The organism is Pseudotamlana agarivorans (assembly GCF_001642835.1).
In the GTDB taxonomy this organism is placed as follows: domain Bacteria; phylum Bacteroidota; class Bacteroidia; order Flavobacteriales; family Flavobacteriaceae; genus Pseudotamlana; species Pseudotamlana agarivorans.
In genome coordinates this window covers 62,381-79,814 of sequence record NZ_LXEI01000015.1, presented here as the reverse complement: position 1 = coordinate 79,814, position 17,434 = coordinate 62,381, and the positions used below count along the sequence as shown (strand labels likewise).

Sequence of the window (17,434 nt, the reverse complement as noted above, 5' to 3'; positions counted from 1 at the left end):
AATGATAGATAAAAAACACATAACAGGCCTTGTTTTATCTGGCGGAAAAAGTAGCCGGATGGGTACCGATAAAGGTTTTTTAAGCCTTAACGGAAAACCCTTTATCCAATACAGTATTGATGCCTTAATGCCTTTGGTTTCTGAAATCATAATCGTTTCAGACCATACGACTCATGATGCTTTAAATTATAAAAGGATAAGTGATAATATTAAAAATGCAGGACCCGTAGCAGGCATTGCCGCTGGATTAGAAGCTTCAAAAACCGATTACAACTTGGTTTTAAGTTGCGATATTCCGTTGATTCGGACATCCATTTTAGAAAAGCTTATTCTGAATATGGATACCGATTTCGATATCATTCAAATTGAAAGCAACAATAAATCCATGCCACTCATTGCTTTGTACCACAAGCGATGTGCGCCTATTTTTAAAAATTTGGTTGAAAATGATGAAAGACGCTTACGTATTGCAGTGAATAACTGTAAGGTTAAAAATGTGGTTTTAAATACGGAAGAAGAACAGCAAAGTACTATGAATGTAAACACACAAGAAGAACTAAAACAATTGAAAGATGCTATTAACCATTAAATATTTCGGACTTATTGCTGAAGTCACACAGATAAGCGAAGAAACTTTAGAGTTTTCAGGGAAACAAATTTCGGAGCTTTTAACGCTTTTGTATGCTAAATATGAAGCTTTGAAAACCAAAGATTTTCAAGTAGCCCAGAATCAGGAATTGGTTGCTACAGATGCTTTAGTAAACGGACAAGAAATTGCATTGTTACCTCCTTTTGCGGGCGGGTAATTTATAACGGTTTAACTGTTTATTTGTTTAATCGTTTGAACGATTACACGATTAAACAGTTCAACAAATAAACATAAATATGAGATACAACAGACACATCATACTATCAGAAATTGGACAAGAAGGACAAGATAAAATTTCCAAAGCCAAAGTATTAACCATTGGCGCTGGTGGTTTAGGCTGTCCAATCTTGCAATACCTCGCAGCAGCTGGTGTTGGCACTATTGGCATCATCGATTTTGATACGGTAGACTTATCAAACTTACAACGTCAAATTTTATTTGGTAGCGCTTCTATAGGAAAAAACAAGGCCCTTGCCGCTAAAGAACGTTTATCAGATTTAAACGCTGACGTTACCATAAACACCTACCCCGAACGCTTAACACATCAAAATACTTTAGAACTTTTCGAACAGTACGATGTTATAGTAGATGGCTCCGATAATTTTGAAACACGCTATTTGGTAAACGATGCCTGCGTAATCACCAACAAACCACTCGTTTTTGGTTCTATTTTTAAGTTTGAAGGACAGGTTTCGGTATTTAATTATCAAAACGGCCCTTCATACCGCTGTCTTTTCCCGAATCCGCCAGAAAAAGGTGCTGTTCCTAACTGCTCTGAAATTGGTGTGTTAGGCGTGCTTCCAGGCATTATAGGCACCATGCAGGCTAACGAAGTCTTAAAAATTATTTTAGGGATTGGTAACGTGCTTTCAGGACAACTTTTATGCTACAATGCATTAACGCTTCAAAACACGATTTTAAAAATCAACCGTTCGGAAAGCGCTATTGAATCGGTCTTAAAAGACAAAGCTAATTTTCAAAAGCAACACATCAACATGGGCTGTGAAGTTTCAACTGAAAACATATCTATTTATGATGTTTCATTAGAAGACAACGTGCAATTTATCGATGTACGAGAAGACCACGAACAACCAAAAGTTGAAGCTGTTCCTATCACCTATGTACCGCTATCGGAAATAGAAGAAGCATACATCAACATAGACCCTTCCAAAAAGGCTTATGTTTTTTGTCAAGCAGGAATACGTAGTGAACATGCTGTAGAACGACTTCATGAATTGGGTGTTACTAATTGTTTTAGTCTGAATGAAGGCGCTGCGGAAATTAATGATTATTTGAATGAGCAATTGGAAACTAAATCAGTGAAATCATAAAATTTATAATAACAAGACCCTTCAGTTTTTAAAACCTAGAAGGTCTGAAAAACATACATTATGGAAACAAAGAAACCTAAAAACGTATTTCAAGAAGGTGCAATAACATCTGATTTTATTGGGAATTCTATTTACAAACATCAAACAAAAACTAGTATTGGCGCACATAATATTTTCCTCGGACAAGTTCGTGCCGATGAGATTGATGGCAAAACCGTTTCTGCCATAGAATACACGGCATACGAGGATATGGCTAATCAGAAATTCCATGACATTCGTGAGTCGGCTTTCGAGAAATTCGACTTAACCTGCATGCACATTTACCACAGTTTGGGCACTGTAAAAGCAGGCGAAATTTGCTTATTCGTATTCGTGTCTTCACCAAGACGAAAAGTAGTTTTCGAAGCTCTAGAATACATCGTTGAAGCCATTAAAGCCGATGTTCCTGTTTTTGGAAAAGAAATTTTTGAAGACCATTCGCATCAGTGGAAGCTAAACACGTAAGTGTTTTGTGTTTAATCGTTGATTTGTTTAACTGTTTAATTGTAAAAAGTAACACATGGCATATACGTTTTCATTTGAAAAACTAACGGTTTGGATAGACTCCAAAGAATTAGTAAAAACCATATATAATGTGACTCGTGAATTTCCAAACGATGAAAAATTCGGATTAACAAATCAACTTAGAAGAGCATCTGTTTCTGTAGCTTCAAATTTAGCGGAAGGTACTTCGAGAAACACGAATAAAGACAAAGCACATTTTACAACCATTGCTTTTAGTTCGCTAATGGAAGTTTTAAATCAAATTATTATCGCTAATGAATTAGACTTCATTAATGAAACAGATTATCAATCAGTAAGAAACGACATTGAAAAAATATCAAATAAGCTAAATGCATTAAAAAAGCACAATTAAATTATTAAAACTTGTTTAATCAATGATGAGTTAAATCGTTTACCCGATTACCCGTCTAAACAATTAAACAAATAAACAAATCCACATCAAAATGGTCGACATCACACATAAAAACACCACATTACGTACAGCAGTAGCACAAGCTGTGGTAAAAGTTAGTAAACCAGAAACTATAGAAGCTATTAAAAATGATACGGTTCCTAAGGGGCATGTATTTGCTATGAGTAAGGCAGCAGGGCTTTTAGGTGTAAAACGCACGCCAGATATTTTACCTGACTGCCATCCCTTGCCTATTGAGTTTACAGGCGTTGAATATGAAATTAATGGCTTGGAGATTTCGGTGATTTTTACCGTGAAAACCATCTATAAAACAGGCGTTGAAGTAGAAGCTATGCACGGTGCAAGTGTTGTAGCGCTTAACATGTACGACATGCTAAAACCAATAGATAAAGGCATTGAAATTCACGCCATCAAACTCCTTAATAAAAAAGGTGGGAAATCTGACTTTAAAGACCGTTTCCGAAAAGATTTAACGGCTGCTGTTGTAGTTTGTAGTGATACCATTTCGGCGGGACATAAAGAAGATAAAGCCGGGAAAGCCATTATTAAAAAGCTTGAAGAGTCTGGGGTTAAAATATCAGAATACGTGATTATCCCTGACGAAAAAGACATCATTCAGCAAAAAGCTAAAAACTATCAGGAACAAGGTATCGATATGGTGATTTACACAGGAGGCACAGGGCTTTCGGGTAGAGATGTTACACCTGAAGCTTTACTTCCAATTTTAGACAGACGCATACCAGGAATTGAAGAGGCCATTCGTGGTTACGGACAAGAACGTACGCCGTTTTCCATGCTTTCAAGAAGTGTTGCTGGCACGATTTCAGACACGCTAGTTTTGGCACTTCCTGGGTCGACTAACGGTGCTAAAGAATCTATGGATGCGATTTTCCCTGGGGTTTTGCATAGTTTTAGAATATTGAAGGGGGCTAGACATGATTAAAAATGTTGATGCGTTGAATTGTTTAATCGTTGAGTCGATTAACCGATTAAACAAATACACAGCTAAACAAATAAACAAATTAAAGTAATGAGCGAGAACAAAAACATATTACAAGATTCACACGGTAGAGATCACGCTTATTTGCGTATATCACTTATCGAACGCTGTAATTTAAGGTGTACCTATTGCATGCCCGAAGAAGGTGTAAAGTTATCTCCGAAAAGTAGTTTAATGACTTATGAGGAGATTTACGAAATCGCCAAAACTTTTGTAGATAACGGGGTTACCAAAATTAGATTAACAGGTGGCGAACCTTTAATTAGAAAAGACATCCCTATTATTTTGGAAAAACTCGCCACTTTACCGGTAGAACTTTCTATCACGTCTAATGCGGTGATTATTGATAAATATATCGATGTATTAAAAAAATACGGCGTTAATAAAATCAATGTGAGTTTGGATTCTTTAGATGAAGGTAAATTTAAACACATTACACGCCGCCATGAGTTTAAAAAGGTGTACAACAACATTTTACTTTTAGTTAAAGAAGGCTTCACTGTAAAGGTTAATGCCGTTTTAATGAAAGGGTTTAATGAAAATGAAATCATCGATTTTATTAATTTCACCAAAGATTTACCTGTTTCGGTGCGCTTTATAGAATTCATGCCTTTTGATGGTAACAAATGGGACATGAGTAAAATGGTGTCTTATGCTGAAGTGATGCGTTATGTTCACGACGCTTTCGCGGAAGACGAAGTAGAACGCTTACAAGATGCGCCTAACGATACCTCTAAAAACTATAGAATTAAAGGCTATCAAGGTTCTTTTGCGATTATAAGCTCGGTAACCAATCCGTTTTGCGATTCTTGTAACAGATTACGTTTAACAGCAAACGGCCAACTTAAAAACTGTTTGTTTTCTTCAACCGAATCGGATTTATTAACTACGCTACGTGCTGGAAAATCTATTGAACCCGTGATTCAAAAAGCGGTATGGGCTAAATTGAAAGTCCGCGGTGGTATGGATACCTTAAAAAAACTTCAAGAACCGGAATTGCATACTAATAATAGGAGTATGACGGCTATTGGAGGGTAATTATTGAGATGAGACAATTTTCTGACTTAAGACTATAAACACCTAAAAATCAGCATTAATAACAAGAAACCTATCCCTTACTAATCATTTGAAGAAAATCTAAAGTGTTTTCACTTTCGGCAACAAACTTCAGCATTTTGTTTCTCTTCTTCAAAAGATTGGTGATATACCGCTTTAAAAATAGCTTATTGATTATTTTGCCTAAAATACCTAACGGTGATTCAAAATGGAATGTATTCGTCATAATGGTGATACCATTCTTTTCTTTGAAACGATGCTCGTGACGATAGGATTTAAAAGCACCTAAAACCATTTCATCTACGAAATAATACGGACTTTCAAACGCTACAATTTTTGAAGTTAAATGCTGAACAACCCCCAAATGATTGGCTTCCCAACTCACCCACTCCCCTTCAGAAATGAGTCCTGTTGTTTTTCCAGCAATAGGAATTTCCTTAGTCTGCTTTAAAGATTCTTTAAGCATATCGATGCTTCTTGCTAAATCAAAGCAGGTTTTAATATCGGAATGTATCTCCGACTCAAGAACGATGGTTGGCATTTAGTTGGTTGGTTCTAAAATATTTGGTGCGCAAACATAGTCAAATTCCATTAGAGAAAAAATAGAACTTGACTCGAACCCTTCAACTTTACATAAAATTCCCGTTAACTTAACGTTTAGTTTATACGTTAAATAAGAAATGCATGACATCGCCATCTTTAACGATATAATTTTTTCCTTCAACCCGCATTTTTCCAGCTTCTTTAACTTTAGCTTCACTACCGTACTCTACATAATCGTTATAAGCAATTACTTCGGCACGAATAAATCCTTTTTCAAAATCAGTGTGGATCACACCAGCAGCTTGAGGTGCTGTAGCTCCTATATCAACCGTCCAAGCACGAACCTCTTTCACACCTGCTGTAAAATACGTTTGTTGGTTTAATAATTTATACGCCCCACGAATTAGTTTCGCCGATCCAGCTTCATCTAAACCAATGTCTTGTAAGAACATTTGGCGTTCTTCGTAGTCTTCTAATTCATTAATATCTGCTTCCGTTCCAACAGCCAAAACAAGTACTTCGGCATTTTCATCTTTAACAGCTTCTTTAACCTGCTCTACGTAAGCGTTACCTGTAACAGCAGCACCTTCATCAACATTACATACATACATTACAGGCTTATCGGTAATAAACTGTGATGGAATTACAAAATCCTCATAATCTTCTTCAGAAAATTCTAAAGCTCTCACCGATGTTCCGGCCTCTAAACCAGCCTTAATTTTTAATAAAACAGCTTCTTCCTTTTGAGCCTCTTTATTTCCTGTTTTAGCAGCACGCTTCACTTTATCTAACTTCTTTTCAGCAGTCTCTAAATCTTTCAATTGCAGCTCCATATCGATCGTCTCTTTATCACGAATAGGGTTCACATTACCATCAACGTGAACAATATTATCGTTATCGAAACAACGTAAAACGTGTAAAATAGCATCGGTTTCACGAATATTAGCTAAGAATTGGTTTCCTAAACCTTCACCTTTACTAGCGCCTTTTACTAAACCTGCGATATCTACAATCTCTACAGTAGCAGGAAGCACACGCTCTGGGTTAACCAAGCTTTCCAACTTCTCTAAACGAGGATCTGGTACGTTTACAACACCTATATTAGGCTCTATAGTACAAAACGGAAAGTTAGCACTCTGCGCTTTGGCATTAGATAAACAATTAAATAATGTTGATTTTCCTACGTTTGGCAATCCTACTATACCTGCTTTCATTTGAAAAATGTATTTTTTATTTCCGAGACATCGGAAATCTTCTTTTTAAATAATAATTTAGCTCAAGAAGTTACTAACTAGATAGCAACTTGTTTTGCGAGTGCAAATGTAGTTAATTCCTTTATTATTTTTTGTAACAATTTTAAGCTTTAATTGCTGAATGCCTATAAACTAGTTTCAATGAAATATTTATTGCTTCTTATCCTACTTTGCCTGACTGGTTTCATGGGCTATTCTCAAAATTTTAGTGCTCAAATTGTAGCGAAAGACAATAAAAAAGCCATTCCTTATGCCAACGTAAAAACCAATATGAATACTGGCGTTATTTCCAATGAAGAAGGCTTTTTCACCCTTATTATAAACGATTCTATAACATCACTTACCATTTCATGTTTGGGTTTTGAGCAAAAAACAATACCAGTAGACCTGATAAAAACTGAACATGCTATTATTCAATTAAAAACAGCTATTAATCAATTGGATGAAGTTTTTATAAGTAATAAACCCCTAAACGCCGAGAGTATTATGGCTAAGGTTCGAGAAAACATCGGCTCAAACTATCAAATCAATCTCATTAATCATGGTATTTTTAGTCGTACGACCAATTATGCCGATTTTAAAAAGCTAGACTTTGAAATCGAAAAAGCCTCACATATTAAAAAGCGAAATTTACAATCGGCAAATCGCGAATTGGAAGCCATGGCTAAAGAAGTCAAGGAAGGGAACATCATTCAATTTGAAGATTTTAAAGGGAATTTATATGTTTTGAACAAGGACAGCACCAAAATAGAAGCTAGTAAAGCCACAAAAATCCTAGATTCTAAGAATAACTTTTCACTCGATGACATTCAAGAAAAATCACAACGCATCGTACTGAAATACTTAGACAGTTCAAAAACCTACAAAATAAAATCAGGCTTTTTCAAGCTCGAAGATTCTCTCGATTTGAACGACGATAAGGTTAAAGATCTGCAAAAAAAAGAATATCAATTAAATGCTTTAAACAGCTCTACCAGAAAAACACTACGTCGTGCCTTATTTTATAAAAACTCGTTTCTAGACAAATTAATAAACCCGAAATTATACGATTACACACTTAAAACAACCACATTTAACGATGACCTTATCTATATTATACAATTTACGCCAAGTAAGGAAAGAGCTAAATACACTGGCTTAATTTATATAAATGGCGACTCGTTTGCTATTACCCAAGTCGATTACGATTTTTATGAAGATCGACACGGTAAAAAAATAAATTTCAAATTCCTTTTAGGTCTAAAGTACATCCATTCCATTAGCAACGGCACTATAATATTCGAAAAAAATAACAATAACGCCTACCAACCAAAGTATATAAAACATAATTATGGCAGTTATTTCTATGCTAATAGAGATGTAACATTTATAGAAAACAGTAGCGATAGATACAAAGTAAGATTTAGTTGTAGGCTGGAAGGAGATAATCGCTTTAAACAGGAAATCCTTTTCACGTCCCATTCTGATTTAACTTCCGAAGAATTCAAAAATATGAAACAAAATAAAGCCATTGAGTACACACAACTAGACGCCTTTGATAAAAGCTTTTGGGGGAATGAGGAAATTCTAGAACCGCTTAATGAGATGAAAAACTTTAATGTTAATCCTTAACTTTTAACTTAACACAAAAAAAAAGGTCTCAAACAATGCTTGAGACCTTTTTTTATATGTTGTAACGACACATCGCTCTACCCATCAGGGTGCATAAAACGTTGTTTCGCTAGTAATTCGTCTTCTGTTTCCACGTGATCATCATCAGGAACACAACAATCTACAGGACATACTGCAGCACACTGTGGTTCATCATGGAATCCTTTACATTCTGTACATTTATCTGGAACGATGTAGTAAACCTCATCACTTATAGGTTCTTGAGCTTCATCGGCGTCAACTTCTGTTCCGTTTGTTAATACTACTGTTCCGTCCAAACTCGTACCATCTTTGTAGCGCCAATCATCTGCCCCTTCGTAAATTGCCGTATTCGGGCATTCCGGTTCACATGCACCACAATTTATACATTCGTCTGTTATTATAATTGCCATAGCGTTTTTTCTTTCTAAATTTGCAACAGCAAAAATAACGCCTAAACCTTTCATAACCAAATTCAGAATGCAATTACAAGAAAGAATTAATGCTTTTATAAAATTAGGAGATTTTTTAAGGCAATTTTCTAACGAAGTTATCCAAAAGGATCATATTGTTGAACATAACGATATTTTCTTCGACGGCTTTAAACATCAATTAAAATTAGCAGAAGAACACAATGGTTGGTTTACTCAAGAAAACATACGCTTTGCTTTAAAATCTTGGGCCGATGCTTTAACCCTTGAAAATATTAACACCTGGTTAAAACCTTATACCATTGAAAATATCACACCAAAACAAGTAGCTATTATCATGGCTGGAAATATTCCTTTGGTAGGATTTCATGATTTTTTATCGGTATTAATTAGCGGGCATCATGTATTGGTAAAACAATCATCTAATGATAAACACCTGCTGCCCTACTTAGCAAAATATCTTGAATATGTAGAACCGCATTTTAAAGGTTGTATCACTTTTACTGAAGGTAAGGTAGAAAATTTCGATGCTGTAATTGCTACAGGTAGTAATAACACGGCGCGTTATTTTGAATATTATTTTAAAGACAAACCTTCTATTATACGAAACAACAGAAACTCGGTTGCTGTACTTACTGGTGAAGAATCCGAAGATGATTTAAAAAATCTTGCTGAAGACATTTTTAGGTATTATGGTTTGGGCTGTCGTAATGTATCAAAAATATACGTCCCAAAAGGCTATACATTCGATGCTTTTTTTGAAGGCCTCTATCATTGGCATCCTATTATCGAAAAAGCTAAATACGCCAATAATTACGACTATAATAAAGCTGTGTATTTAATGAGTGAATTTGACATGCTAGAAAATGGTTTTTTCATGATTAAAGAAGACGAAAGTTTAGCTTCACCAATAGCGACTGTTTTCTATGAATATTACGAAAACAAAGCCCTTTTAGAAGAAAAACTAAATGCAAATAAACAGCAAATTCAATGTATTGTGTCTAACGGATTTACAAAAAATGAAATCCCGTTTGGGGCTACTCAAACACCCCAACTTTGGGATTATGCAGATGATGTAGATTCCGTTGAATTTTTATTAGCGATTTGACCAAACTTTTAAAGAATTTTTAATTAAAAATATGTAATTAATTAAGACCTTTACATCTTAATTTTTACCAAGAAAAATGAAAAAACATAACTTTAGTGCAGGACCTAGTATTTTACCACAAGAAGTTTTATTAAAAGCTTCTGGAGCAATTGTAGATTATAATAATAGTGGCTTATCCTTAATTGAAATCTCTCACCGAAGCAAAGACTTCGTTGAAATTATGGAAAACGCAAGAGCTTTAGCATTAGAGCTTTTAGGGTTAGAAGGAAAAGGTTATACCGCATTATTTTTACAAGGTGGAGCAAGTACACAGTTTCTAATGACGGCATTAAACCTATTAAATAAAAAAGCAGGTTATATAAATACTGGAGCTTGGAGCGGTAAAGCGATAAAAGAAGCCAAAAAAGTAGGTGAGATTATCGAAGTAGCTTCGTCTGCCGATGCCAACTTTAACTATATTCCTAAAGGATTCGAAATTCCTTCAGATTTAGATTATTTACATTACACATCAAACAATACCATTTTCGGAACACAATTTAAAGACATTCCTCAAACTAACGCACCTTTAGTATGCGATATGAGTAGTGATATCTTTTCTCGTGTTATGGACTATTCAAAATTCTCTTTAATTTATGCTGGAGCTCAAAAAAACATGGGTCCTGCTGGTACAACGCTTGTTGTTGTTAAAGATGAAATTTTAGGAAAAGTATCTCGCGATATTCCTTCTATCTTAGATTACCAATTACACATTAAAGCAGGTAGTATGTACAACACACCTCCGGTATTTCCTGTTTACACCTCTATGTTAACTTTAGAGTGGTTAAAAGGTTTAGGTGGTATTGCTGGTATCGAAGCAGAAAACGAAAAGAAATCGACGGTTATGTATTCTGAAATTGACTTAAATCCATTATTTAAAGGTTTCGCTGATAAGGAAGATAGATCGCCAATGAATGCGACTTTCAACTTAACCGATGAAAGCTTAAAAGACACTTTTGAAACCATGCTTAAAGAAGCTGGAATTAGCGGTGTAAACGGACACAGAAGTGTTGGTGGATATAGAGCTTCAATGTACAACGCACTACCTTTAGATAGCGTAAAAGCTCTTGTAGAGGTTATGAGCGAATTAGAAGCCAAAGCATAAACTATATTTTTTCGCTTCCGCGGAAGTGAAAACCTAGAAATACAACTAAATAAATTACTAAATTTTCGCTTTTGCGGAAATAAAACACAACAAAATGAAAGTATTAGCAAACGACGGGATTTCTCAAAGTGGTATCGACGCCCTTGAAAAAGGTGGTTTCGAAGTCATTACTACCACAGTAGCCCAAGAACAATTAATTAATTATATTAACGAAAAAGACATCACTGTTTTATTAGTTAGAAGTGCTACAACAGTACGTAAAGACTTAATAGACGCTTGTCCAGGATTAAAAATTATTGGTCGTGGTGGTGTTGGAATGGACAACATTGATGTTGAATACGCTAGAGAAAAAGGACTTAGTGTTATTAACACGCCTGCTGCCTCTTCGCACTCTGTTGCTGAGTTAGTATTCGGACACTTTTACGGATTAGCACGTTTCTTACATAACTCTAATAGAGATATGCCACTAGAAGGCGATCAAAACTTTAAAGGTTTAAAGAAAGCTTATGCTAAAGGAACCGAGTTAAAAGGAAAAACTTTAGGTGTTTTAGGCTTTGGTCGTATTGGTCAAGCAACTGCTAAAGTGGCTTTAGGTGCCGGAATGAAAGTTGTTGCTTTCGATCCTTTCTTAGAAAAAGCTAATTTAGAATTAGAATTTTTTGATGGACAAACCGTAAACTTCGAAATTGAAACGATTTCTAAAGAAGAAGTTTTAAAACAAGCTGATTTCATCTCATTACACGTGCCTGCTCAAGATAACTACGTAATTGACGAAGCAGAATTTAACATCATGAAAGATGGTGTTATTATCGCTAATGCAGCTCGTGGTGGTGTAGTTAACGAAGTAGCACTTGTAAAAGCTCTTGAAAGCGGAAAAGTTTCTAGAGCAGCTTTAGATGTTTTTGAAAAAGAACCTAAGCCAGAAATTCAACTTTTAATGAACCCTGCTTTATCATTAACACCACATACAGGTGCTGCGACTAACGAAGCACAAGACCGTATTGGAACCGAATTAGCTGAGCAAATTATTAGTATTCTTGGATAATATTTTATCAAAAGGTTGAACTTTATTAAATAAAACCTTTTTTAAAATTCTAAATGATATTAAAAAGTCCTGACCTTATGGTTGGGACTTTTTTTTGTACCTTAAACCTGCAAAAATTTTAATTAATTAAAAATCAAAATCATGTCTGGAATATTAGATTTATTAAACAGCGACCTCGGCAAATCCATTGTAAACGGCGTAGCTGGCGAAACGAACCAACCTCAAAACAAAACACAAGATGTTTTAACCATGGCACTACCCCTATTAACTGCAGCCATGAAACGTAATGCCAATTCTCCTCAAGGTGCCGAAGGACTTATGAATGCTTTAAATAGCAAACACGACGGCAGTATTTTAGATAATCTAGGTAGTTTATTTGAAGGTGGTGTAAACGCCGATGTTATTAATGACGGCGGAAACATTTTAGGCCATGTTTTAGGATCTAAACAACAAAGCATTGAGCATACCTTAGGAGCTAAATCTGGTATGGATGCCAATTCGGTGAGTCAGATTTTGAAAATAGCAGCACCTCTATTAATGGGTTTGTTAGGAAAACAAACTAGGCAACAAAATGTAAACTCACCAAATGATATGGGAAGCCTTTTAGGAGGTCTATTAGCAGGAAACGATTCAGGACATGAACAAAACTTCTTAGAAAGCATGCTAGATGCCGATGGTGATGGTAGCGTTATTGATGATGTAGCTGGTATGATGCTTGGAGGTGATAAAAATAAAGGTGGCCTAGGTGGCGTACTGGGCGGTTTATTTGGTGGAAAATAATCCAGTCTATTATAAATGAAAAAAGCTGTGTGAAACAATTAAAAATTCACACAGCTTTTTTTTATATCTTAATTACCAGCACCTTTTTATTTTTTTGAAAAAGTTGAATTATCGAACTTACCTTCGATAATTTTATTAGAATCTACTCCTAACTTTCTATAAAATTTCATAACATTTATTTCTTCAATATCTATCTTTTTTAAGCGATCCCATTTCACAATAACAACATCACCTGCCATAGGATTTGGTGAGCCAGGAATAAATACGGCATTAAGCTCATCATCTATGCGATCCATTAAAAAACCAATTTGCCAAACCTCTTCAATATCAACAAGTACTACATCTTTTAAATGTTTAGAATCCAATCCTGCTGCAGCTTCCGTCATACCTTTTAATAATGAATAACCAGGAACGTTAGACAAAATATTGTTCTCTATCCAATCCTTAAAACGTGTGGCATTATTAGTTCTTGCAAACACCCCAGCAATAAAACATAAAATAAACAATAGTACTACCGCAATAAATTTAGACGTTATTTGTCCGCCTAAAAAAGTAAAATCTATTTTATCAGCAATAGGCCCTACAACTTTTCCAAAAGCATGTAATATTTTTTCAATTAAGAAAATCACTAAAAAGATGGGAATGATAAAAAACAATCCGCCAATTAAGGTTGTTTTTATGAAGGATAAAATACTTTTCATAGGGTTTTGTTTAAAAGTATTACAAGATATAAATTCCATCTTTTGGATACTATTGTCAATACATTTTTTTTAACAGTTGTAATTCATATTAATTAGGAACAGCATCCTTCAGAGTAACTTCAATATCAGCTTAGTATGTGAAACACTTTTTGTATCTTAATCATAAATTACATTAGAAAGAGATTATGTTTTTAATCTTTAAAAGGCAACTATTTAATCAAGCAAGCTTAAAACAACTTATGAAAAAGTACTTTTACGGCCTTTTAATCCTCTTATTTGCTATCGGTTGCCACACGACAAAGTCGGGGACTGCAACAGCTAATGACGAGCAGTTAGAATCATTAAAAGAAAACGACACGGTTACAATCGCTAATGAAGAAGCTGGTTATGAAATTATTATAATTGAACCTGGATTTAATTATTGGGTAGCTAGTACAGCAAAACCAAGAGGGTATTACTCTCAAAGTTTTTTAGAAAACAGAAACTTTCAATATGTTATCGAGTGGAATCAGCGCGTATTACAACCGCAACGCTACTCTCCAAATTTATATGAATTACAAATTAATTATAACCAAGGTATCGATTATGGATACGAAGTAAATTATCTTCTTTATAATTATTTTATTTACTTCCAACTTACCTACAAACAAAGATTAGGACCTTATGTTCCTAGAATTTAAAATAGAATTAATACTTTTGCAGCCAAATGAAATTTGTGAATAAACTAAAAGAACGTTGGGACATTGAACATAACTGGGAAGTTATTGTCATACTTGTAGTGTTTTCTGTTACAGGCTCTACGGCATCCTTCATTGGAAAACCTATTCTTAATTACTTACATATTACAAGCGAAAACCTTGGAAGTTTTGGGTATTGGACTATTAGAATTCTTTTATTATTTGTGATGTATCAATTCATGCTTGTCTTTTTTGGGTGGCTTTTTGGTCAATATAAATTTTTCTGGAACTTCGAAAAGAAAATGCTTCGTAGAATTGGATTAAAACGTTTTATCGATTAAATGATAGCCCAAAAGCAACATATCATTTTTAGAATACTCACTCTATGTCTTGTGGCTACGTTGTTGTTTCCTGCTGCGTCAAAGTTCGCGCATGTTTTAGAACATCATAACCACAAAGTATGCTCTGGAGACGATTCTACACACTTTCATCAAGTGGACTTAGATTGTGAGTTTCAAAAATTTCCTCTGCATACTCACATACTTTTAATTGATACCATATCATATTGGTTTAAAACCAATCCTCCTGCTAATGTAGCTATTACAAGTTATAAAACGCTCAAAAATCACAAACCACTTTCTTTTTCCTTAAGAGGACCTCCTGTTTTAGCTTAAAATCCCTTTTTTAAACTAAAACAATATTCAATGAAACAATATTTATGGATTGTAGCACTTTGCTTTTATAGCCTAGTCTACACCCAAAACTGTACACACACCTTAGATGGAACGGTAACCGATTTTCATGACGGTACTCCTTTATCTGGAGCTACTATTCATAACGAAACGGCTAACACCTATACTTCTGCAGATATTGATGGCAGGTTTTCCTTTCCTGATTTATGTGAAGGCACTATTGTGTTAGTCGTATCACATGTAAGTTGTGAACCCAAACGGTTAGAGGTTGACATCCCTAAAAAACGACATATAGATATTCATATGGAACACCATATAGAAGCACTACATGAAGTTTTAATAACGGGTACTTCTAAGGAAGAAAAAACGTCCATCCAGCAAATGGTTCATAAAAAACAAATAGAAGCCTTCACCGATAAATCTTTAGGCGATGCCCTAAACACACTTAGCGGCGTATCCTCTTTAAACACGGGAAACACTATTGTAAAACCTATGATTCATGGCTTACATAGTAGTCGGTTAATTATTGTAAATAACAATGTACGACTGTTCGATCAGGAATGGGGAGACGAGCATGCACCTAATATTGATATCAATACAAGTAATCAATTAGAAGTGATAAAGGGCGCCAACACGTTAAAGTACGGAAGCGATGCTATAGGCGGATTAATTCTTGTGAAACCAAAAAAATATGCCTCTAAAGACAGTCTTTTTGGAAGTACTTCACTTTCGTTAAACACAAATGGATTTGGTGGGAATGTGAATTCAGAACTCGTTAAAACATACAAATCGGGATATTATGCTAAAATACAAGGTAGCTACAAGCAATTTGGCGACTTTAAAGCGCCCGATTATTATTTAACGAATAGTGGGATAAAAAATGCTAATGTTTCAGCCAATGTGGGTTATACTAGTTTCGAAAAGGGATTTGATGCCTTTTATAGTTTTGTTGATAATGAATTAGGCATTTTAGCAGCCTCCCATATTGGGAATGTGAACGATTTGGTTACAGCCATAAATAGCCAAGAACCTCGAATTAAAGATGATTTCTCGTATAACATTGGATATCCCAAGCAGCATGTTTCTCACCAACTTGGAAAGGTTGAAGCATATAAACGCTTTAAAAGGCTAGGGAAATTATCCATGCAATATGATTTTCAAATTAATAGAAGAAAAGAATTCGATTTACGACGCGGTGATGATGCTAATACACCAGTAATCGACCTTCGTTTATTTACCACGTCGTTTCAACCTAATTTGCAAATAGACGTCTTTGATAAAGCAGAAATTAATACCGGTTTCCTAGTGCGTTTTCAAGAAAATGATGCCGTTTCAGGTACGGGGGTGAGTCCTATAATTCCGGATTACGAAAAATATGATGCAGGTATCTATGCTACTGGAAATTATAAGCTGAATTTATTTAGCGAAATCAGTGCTGGTTTTAGATATGACTTTTCTGAAATTAAAGCAAGAAAATGGTATAATACCACCGATTGGGAAGAGACTTATAATTATGATGAATTGTTCCCAGAATTTGAATCTGGAATCACAAATAATTCTAAAACGTTAACCTATCCTGAATTTTCGTTTTCTAATTTCTCAGCTAATTTGAGCTATATGAGACATTTTAGCGATGATTTTGAATTGTTTTTAAATTATGGCTTAGCATCTAGAATGCCAAATCCTTCCGAATTATTTAGTGACGGATTGCATCATAGTGCGGCGAGAATTGAAATTGGAAGCTTAACCTTAGAAAAAGAAATTTCGAATAAACTTATTGCTTCATTACAGAGAAATAATCAGTATTTCGGTTTCACCCTTAGCCCATATGTAAATTCTATTAAAGGCTATATGCAGCTTATTCCTACGGGCATTACCACTACCATTAGAGGCGCTTTTCCTGTTTGGGAATACGATCAGGTTGATGCTACCATTTATGGCGTAGACTTAGATTTAGAAGTGAGAATTAACAAACAATTTAGTTATAAAGGAAGTTTTGGTTGGTTACGAGGCACAAATCAAACCGAGGATATACCGCTTATAAATATGCCTGCAGGAAACTTTACCAACAGTATTTCCTACTACAATGAAGATTTAAACCAACTATCGGTTAGTTTAATAAATAAAACTGTATTACAACAAAAAAATTACCCCGATTATAATTTTTATACCTATAACGCTATTACCAACAGCAATGATTATGTTGATATAAGCACCCCACCTTCTGCCTATACATTATTTAGTTTTACGAGTTCTGCATATTTTAAGGTATTTAAAAAAAGTACTTTAAAGCTAGAATTTAATGTCGAAAATATTTTCAATACCTCTTACAGAGACTACTTAAATAGACTTCGATACTTTAGTGATGAATTAGGAAGGAACATTAATTTAAAAGTTAAAATAAATTATTAAAAAAATTAAT

The 17,434-nt window shown here is 34.8% G+C and carries 20 protein-coding genes; 16 read left to right on the top strand and 4 right to left on the bottom strand.

Features of this window, described 5'->3' with window-relative positions:
- The first annotated feature begins 1 nt into the window (after window position 1).
- The 7 genes from mobA to moaA all read left to right on the top strand — a co-directional run bounded on the left by mobA (window position 2) and on the right by moaA (window position 4,994).
- Window positions 2–589, top strand: coding sequence for a molybdenum cofactor guanylyltransferase (gene mobA, locus A6I66_RS14185; RefSeq protein WP_067150743.1), 588 nt, complete (start codon window positions 2–4; stop codon window positions 587–589).
- Window positions 573–806: a MoaD/ThiS family protein gene (locus A6I66_RS14180; protein ID WP_067150740.1), complete on the top strand. Its 234-nt coding sequence runs from the start codon at window positions 573–575 to the stop codon at window positions 804–806. Before mobA ends, A6I66_RS14180 begins: the two co-directional genes overlap by 17 nt.
- A gap of 79 nt (window positions 807–885) precedes the next feature.
- A complete protein-coding gene (gene moeB / locus A6I66_RS14175; RefSeq protein ID WP_067150737.1) occupies window positions 886–1,980 on the top strand; it encodes a HesA/MoeB/ThiF family protein in 1,095 nt (364 codons plus the stop codon).
- Window positions 1,981–2,040: 60 nt separating this feature from the next.
- Window positions 2,041–2,484 carry a molybdenum cofactor biosynthesis protein MoaE gene (locus A6I66_RS14170; RefSeq protein WP_067150734.1) on the top strand — a complete coding sequence of 148 codons (444 nt, stop codon included), beginning with the start codon at window positions 2,041–2,043 and terminating at the stop codon, window positions 2,482–2,484.
- Window positions 2,485–2,539: 55 nt separating this feature from the next.
- Window positions 2,540–2,896: a four helix bundle protein gene (locus tag A6I66_RS14165; protein ID WP_067150731.1), complete on the top strand. Its 357-nt coding sequence runs from the start codon at window positions 2,540–2,542 to the stop codon at window positions 2,894–2,896.
- A 79-nt stretch (window positions 2,897–2,975) separates the two neighbouring features.
- Window positions 2,976–3,899 (top strand): bifunctional molybdenum cofactor biosynthesis protein MoaC/MoaB, encoded by a 924-nt coding sequence (gene moaCB, locus A6I66_RS14160; RefSeq protein ID WP_262509420.1) that lies wholly within the window; start codon window positions 2,976–2,978, stop codon window positions 3,897–3,899.
- 87 nt (window positions 3,900–3,986) lie between these two features.
- The gene (moaA, locus tag A6I66_RS14155; protein ID WP_067150725.1) at window positions 3,987–4,994 is read left to right on the top strand and encodes a GTP 3',8-cyclase MoaA; all 1,008 of its coding nucleotides are present in this window, start codon (window positions 3,987–3,989) and stop codon (window positions 4,992–4,994) included.
- 70 nt (window positions 4,995–5,064) lie between these two features.
- On the opposite strand, the gene A6I66_RS14150 is transcribed toward moaA, so the two are convergent.
- Both A6I66_RS14150 and ychF read right to left on the bottom strand, forming a co-directional pair.
- Window positions 5,065–5,553: an SRPBCC family protein gene (locus A6I66_RS14150; protein ID WP_067150722.1), complete on the bottom strand. Its 489-nt coding sequence runs from the start codon at window positions 5,551–5,553 to the stop codon at window positions 5,065–5,067.
- A gap of 121 nt (window positions 5,554–5,674) precedes the next feature.
- Window positions 5,675–6,769, bottom strand: a complete 1,095-nt coding sequence (ychF, locus tag A6I66_RS14145) for a redox-regulated ATPase YchF (RefSeq protein ID WP_067150719.1) — start codon at window positions 6,767–6,769, stop codon at window positions 5,675–5,677.
- A 180-nt stretch (window positions 6,770–6,949) separates the two neighbouring features.
- On the opposite strand from ychF, the gene A6I66_RS14140 reads away from it, so the two are divergent.
- Complete coding sequence (locus A6I66_RS14140; RefSeq protein ID WP_084399696.1) at window positions 6,950–8,419, top strand: carboxypeptidase-like regulatory domain-containing protein; 1,470 nt, start codon at window positions 6,950–6,952, stop codon at window positions 8,417–8,419.
- 77 nt (window positions 8,420–8,496) lie between these two features.
- Here the strand turns inward: A6I66_RS14140 and A6I66_RS14135 are convergent, their stop codons facing one another.
- Complete coding sequence (locus A6I66_RS14135; RefSeq protein WP_067150863.1) at window positions 8,497–8,850, bottom strand: 4Fe-4S dicluster domain-containing protein; 354 nt, start codon at window positions 8,848–8,850, stop codon at window positions 8,497–8,499.
- A 67-nt stretch (window positions 8,851–8,917) separates the two neighbouring features.
- On the opposite strand from A6I66_RS14135, the gene A6I66_RS14130 reads away from it, so the two are divergent.
- From A6I66_RS14130 to A6I66_RS14115, 4 genes are all read left to right on the top strand, one after another.
- Window positions 8,918–9,976, top strand: coding sequence for an acyl-CoA reductase (locus A6I66_RS14130; protein WP_067150713.1), 1,059 nt, complete (start codon window positions 8,918–8,920; stop codon window positions 9,974–9,976).
- 76 nt (window positions 9,977–10,052) lie between these two features.
- Window positions 10,053–11,117, top strand: a complete 1,065-nt coding sequence (serC, locus tag A6I66_RS14125) for a 3-phosphoserine/phosphohydroxythreonine transaminase (RefSeq protein WP_067150710.1) — start codon at window positions 10,053–10,055, stop codon at window positions 11,115–11,117.
- A 94-nt stretch (window positions 11,118–11,211) separates the two neighbouring features.
- Window positions 11,212–12,162, top strand: coding sequence for a D-2-hydroxyacid dehydrogenase (locus A6I66_RS14120; RefSeq protein WP_067150707.1), 951 nt, complete (start codon window positions 11,212–11,214; stop codon window positions 12,160–12,162).
- A 141-nt stretch (window positions 12,163–12,303) separates the two neighbouring features.
- A complete protein-coding gene (locus tag A6I66_RS14115; RefSeq protein ID WP_067150704.1) occupies window positions 12,304–12,942 on the top strand; it encodes a DUF937 domain-containing protein in 639 nt (212 codons plus the stop codon).
- Window positions 12,943–13,028: 86 nt separating this feature from the next.
- Here A6I66_RS14115 and A6I66_RS14110 read toward each other — a convergent pair whose 3' ends face one another.
- Entirely contained in the window at window positions 13,029–13,643 is a 615-nt protein-coding gene (locus tag A6I66_RS14110; RefSeq protein WP_169815737.1) for a DUF502 domain-containing protein, read from the bottom strand.
- A 239-nt stretch (window positions 13,644–13,882) separates the two neighbouring features.
- Between A6I66_RS14110 and A6I66_RS14105 the strand changes: the two genes are divergently transcribed.
- Genes A6I66_RS14105 through A6I66_RS14090 form a run of 4 tightly spaced genes read left to right on the top strand, consistent with a single transcriptional unit; the run spans window position 13,883 to window position 17,424 of the window.
- Window positions 13,883–14,323 (top strand): DUF6146 family protein, encoded by a 441-nt coding sequence (locus tag A6I66_RS14105; protein WP_067150860.1) that lies wholly within the window; start codon window positions 13,883–13,885, stop codon window positions 14,321–14,323.
- Window positions 14,324–14,358: 35 nt separating this feature from the next.
- Window positions 14,359–14,661 carry a DUF6787 family protein gene (locus A6I66_RS14100; protein ID WP_067150857.1) on the top strand — a complete coding sequence of 101 codons (303 nt, stop codon included), beginning with the start codon at window positions 14,359–14,361 and terminating at the stop codon, window positions 14,659–14,661.
- Window positions 14,662–14,994: a hypothetical protein gene (locus A6I66_RS14095; RefSeq protein WP_067150698.1), complete on the top strand. Its 333-nt coding sequence runs from the start codon at window positions 14,662–14,664 to the stop codon at window positions 14,992–14,994. It abuts the gene before it with no gap.
- Window positions 14,995–15,024: 30 nt separating this feature from the next.
- Window positions 15,025–17,424, top strand: coding sequence for a TonB-dependent receptor (locus tag A6I66_RS14090; RefSeq protein WP_067150695.1), 2,400 nt, complete (start codon window positions 15,025–15,027; stop codon window positions 17,422–17,424).
- Window positions 17,425–17,434: the final 10 nt, after the last annotated feature.

Coding starts and splice junctions, on each gene's coding strand:
- A6I66_RS14165 (WP_067150731.1), top strand. CDS start 2,540: ATGGCATATACGTTTTCATTTGAAAAACTAACGGTTTGGATAGACTCC.
- moeB (WP_067150737.1), top strand. CDS start 886: ATGAGATACAACAGACACATCATACTATCAGAAATTGGACAAGAAGGA.
- A6I66_RS14115 (WP_067150704.1), top strand. CDS start 12,304: ATGTCTGGAATATTAGATTTATTAAACAGCGACCTCGGCAAATCCATT.
- A6I66_RS14110 (WP_169815737.1), bottom strand. CDS start 13,643: ATGAAAAGTATTTTATCCTTCATAAAAACAACCTTAATTGGCGGATTG.
- moaA (WP_067150725.1), top strand. CDS start 3,987: ATGAGCGAGAACAAAAACATATTACAAGATTCACACGGTAGAGATCAC.
- mobA (WP_067150743.1), top strand. CDS start 2: ATGATAGATAAAAAACACATAACAGGCCTTGTTTTATCTGGCGGAAAA.
- A6I66_RS14140 (WP_084399696.1), top strand. CDS start 6,950: ATGAAATATTTATTGCTTCTTATCCTACTTTGCCTGACTGGTTTCATG.
- A6I66_RS14105 (WP_067150860.1), top strand. CDS start 13,883: ATGAAAAAGTACTTTTACGGCCTTTTAATCCTCTTATTTGCTATCGGT.
- A6I66_RS14120 (WP_067150707.1), top strand. CDS start 11,212: ATGAAAGTATTAGCAAACGACGGGATTTCTCAAAGTGGTATCGACGCC.
- serC (WP_067150710.1), top strand. CDS start 10,053: ATGAAAAAACATAACTTTAGTGCAGGACCTAGTATTTTACCACAAGAA.
- A6I66_RS14090 (WP_067150695.1), top strand. CDS start 15,025: ATGAAACAATATTTATGGATTGTAGCACTTTGCTTTTATAGCCTAGTC.
- A6I66_RS14095 (WP_067150698.1), top strand. CDS start 14,662: ATGATAGCCCAAAAGCAACATATCATTTTTAGAATACTCACTCTATGT.
- A6I66_RS14180 (WP_067150740.1), top strand. CDS start 573: ATGCTATTAACCATTAAATATTTCGGACTTATTGCTGAAGTCACACAG.
- A6I66_RS14135 (WP_067150863.1), bottom strand. CDS start 8,850: ATGGCAATTATAATAACAGACGAATGTATAAATTGTGGTGCATGTGAA.
- ychF (WP_067150719.1), bottom strand. CDS start 6,769: ATGAAAGCAGGTATAGTAGGATTGCCAAACGTAGGAAAATCAACATTA.
- A6I66_RS14170 (WP_067150734.1), top strand. CDS start 2,041: ATGGAAACAAAGAAACCTAAAAACGTATTTCAAGAAGGTGCAATAACA.
- A6I66_RS14150 (WP_067150722.1), bottom strand. CDS start 5,553: ATGCCAACCATCGTTCTTGAGTCGGAGATACATTCCGATATTAAAACC.
- A6I66_RS14130 (WP_067150713.1), top strand. CDS start 8,918: ATGCAATTACAAGAAAGAATTAATGCTTTTATAAAATTAGGAGATTTT.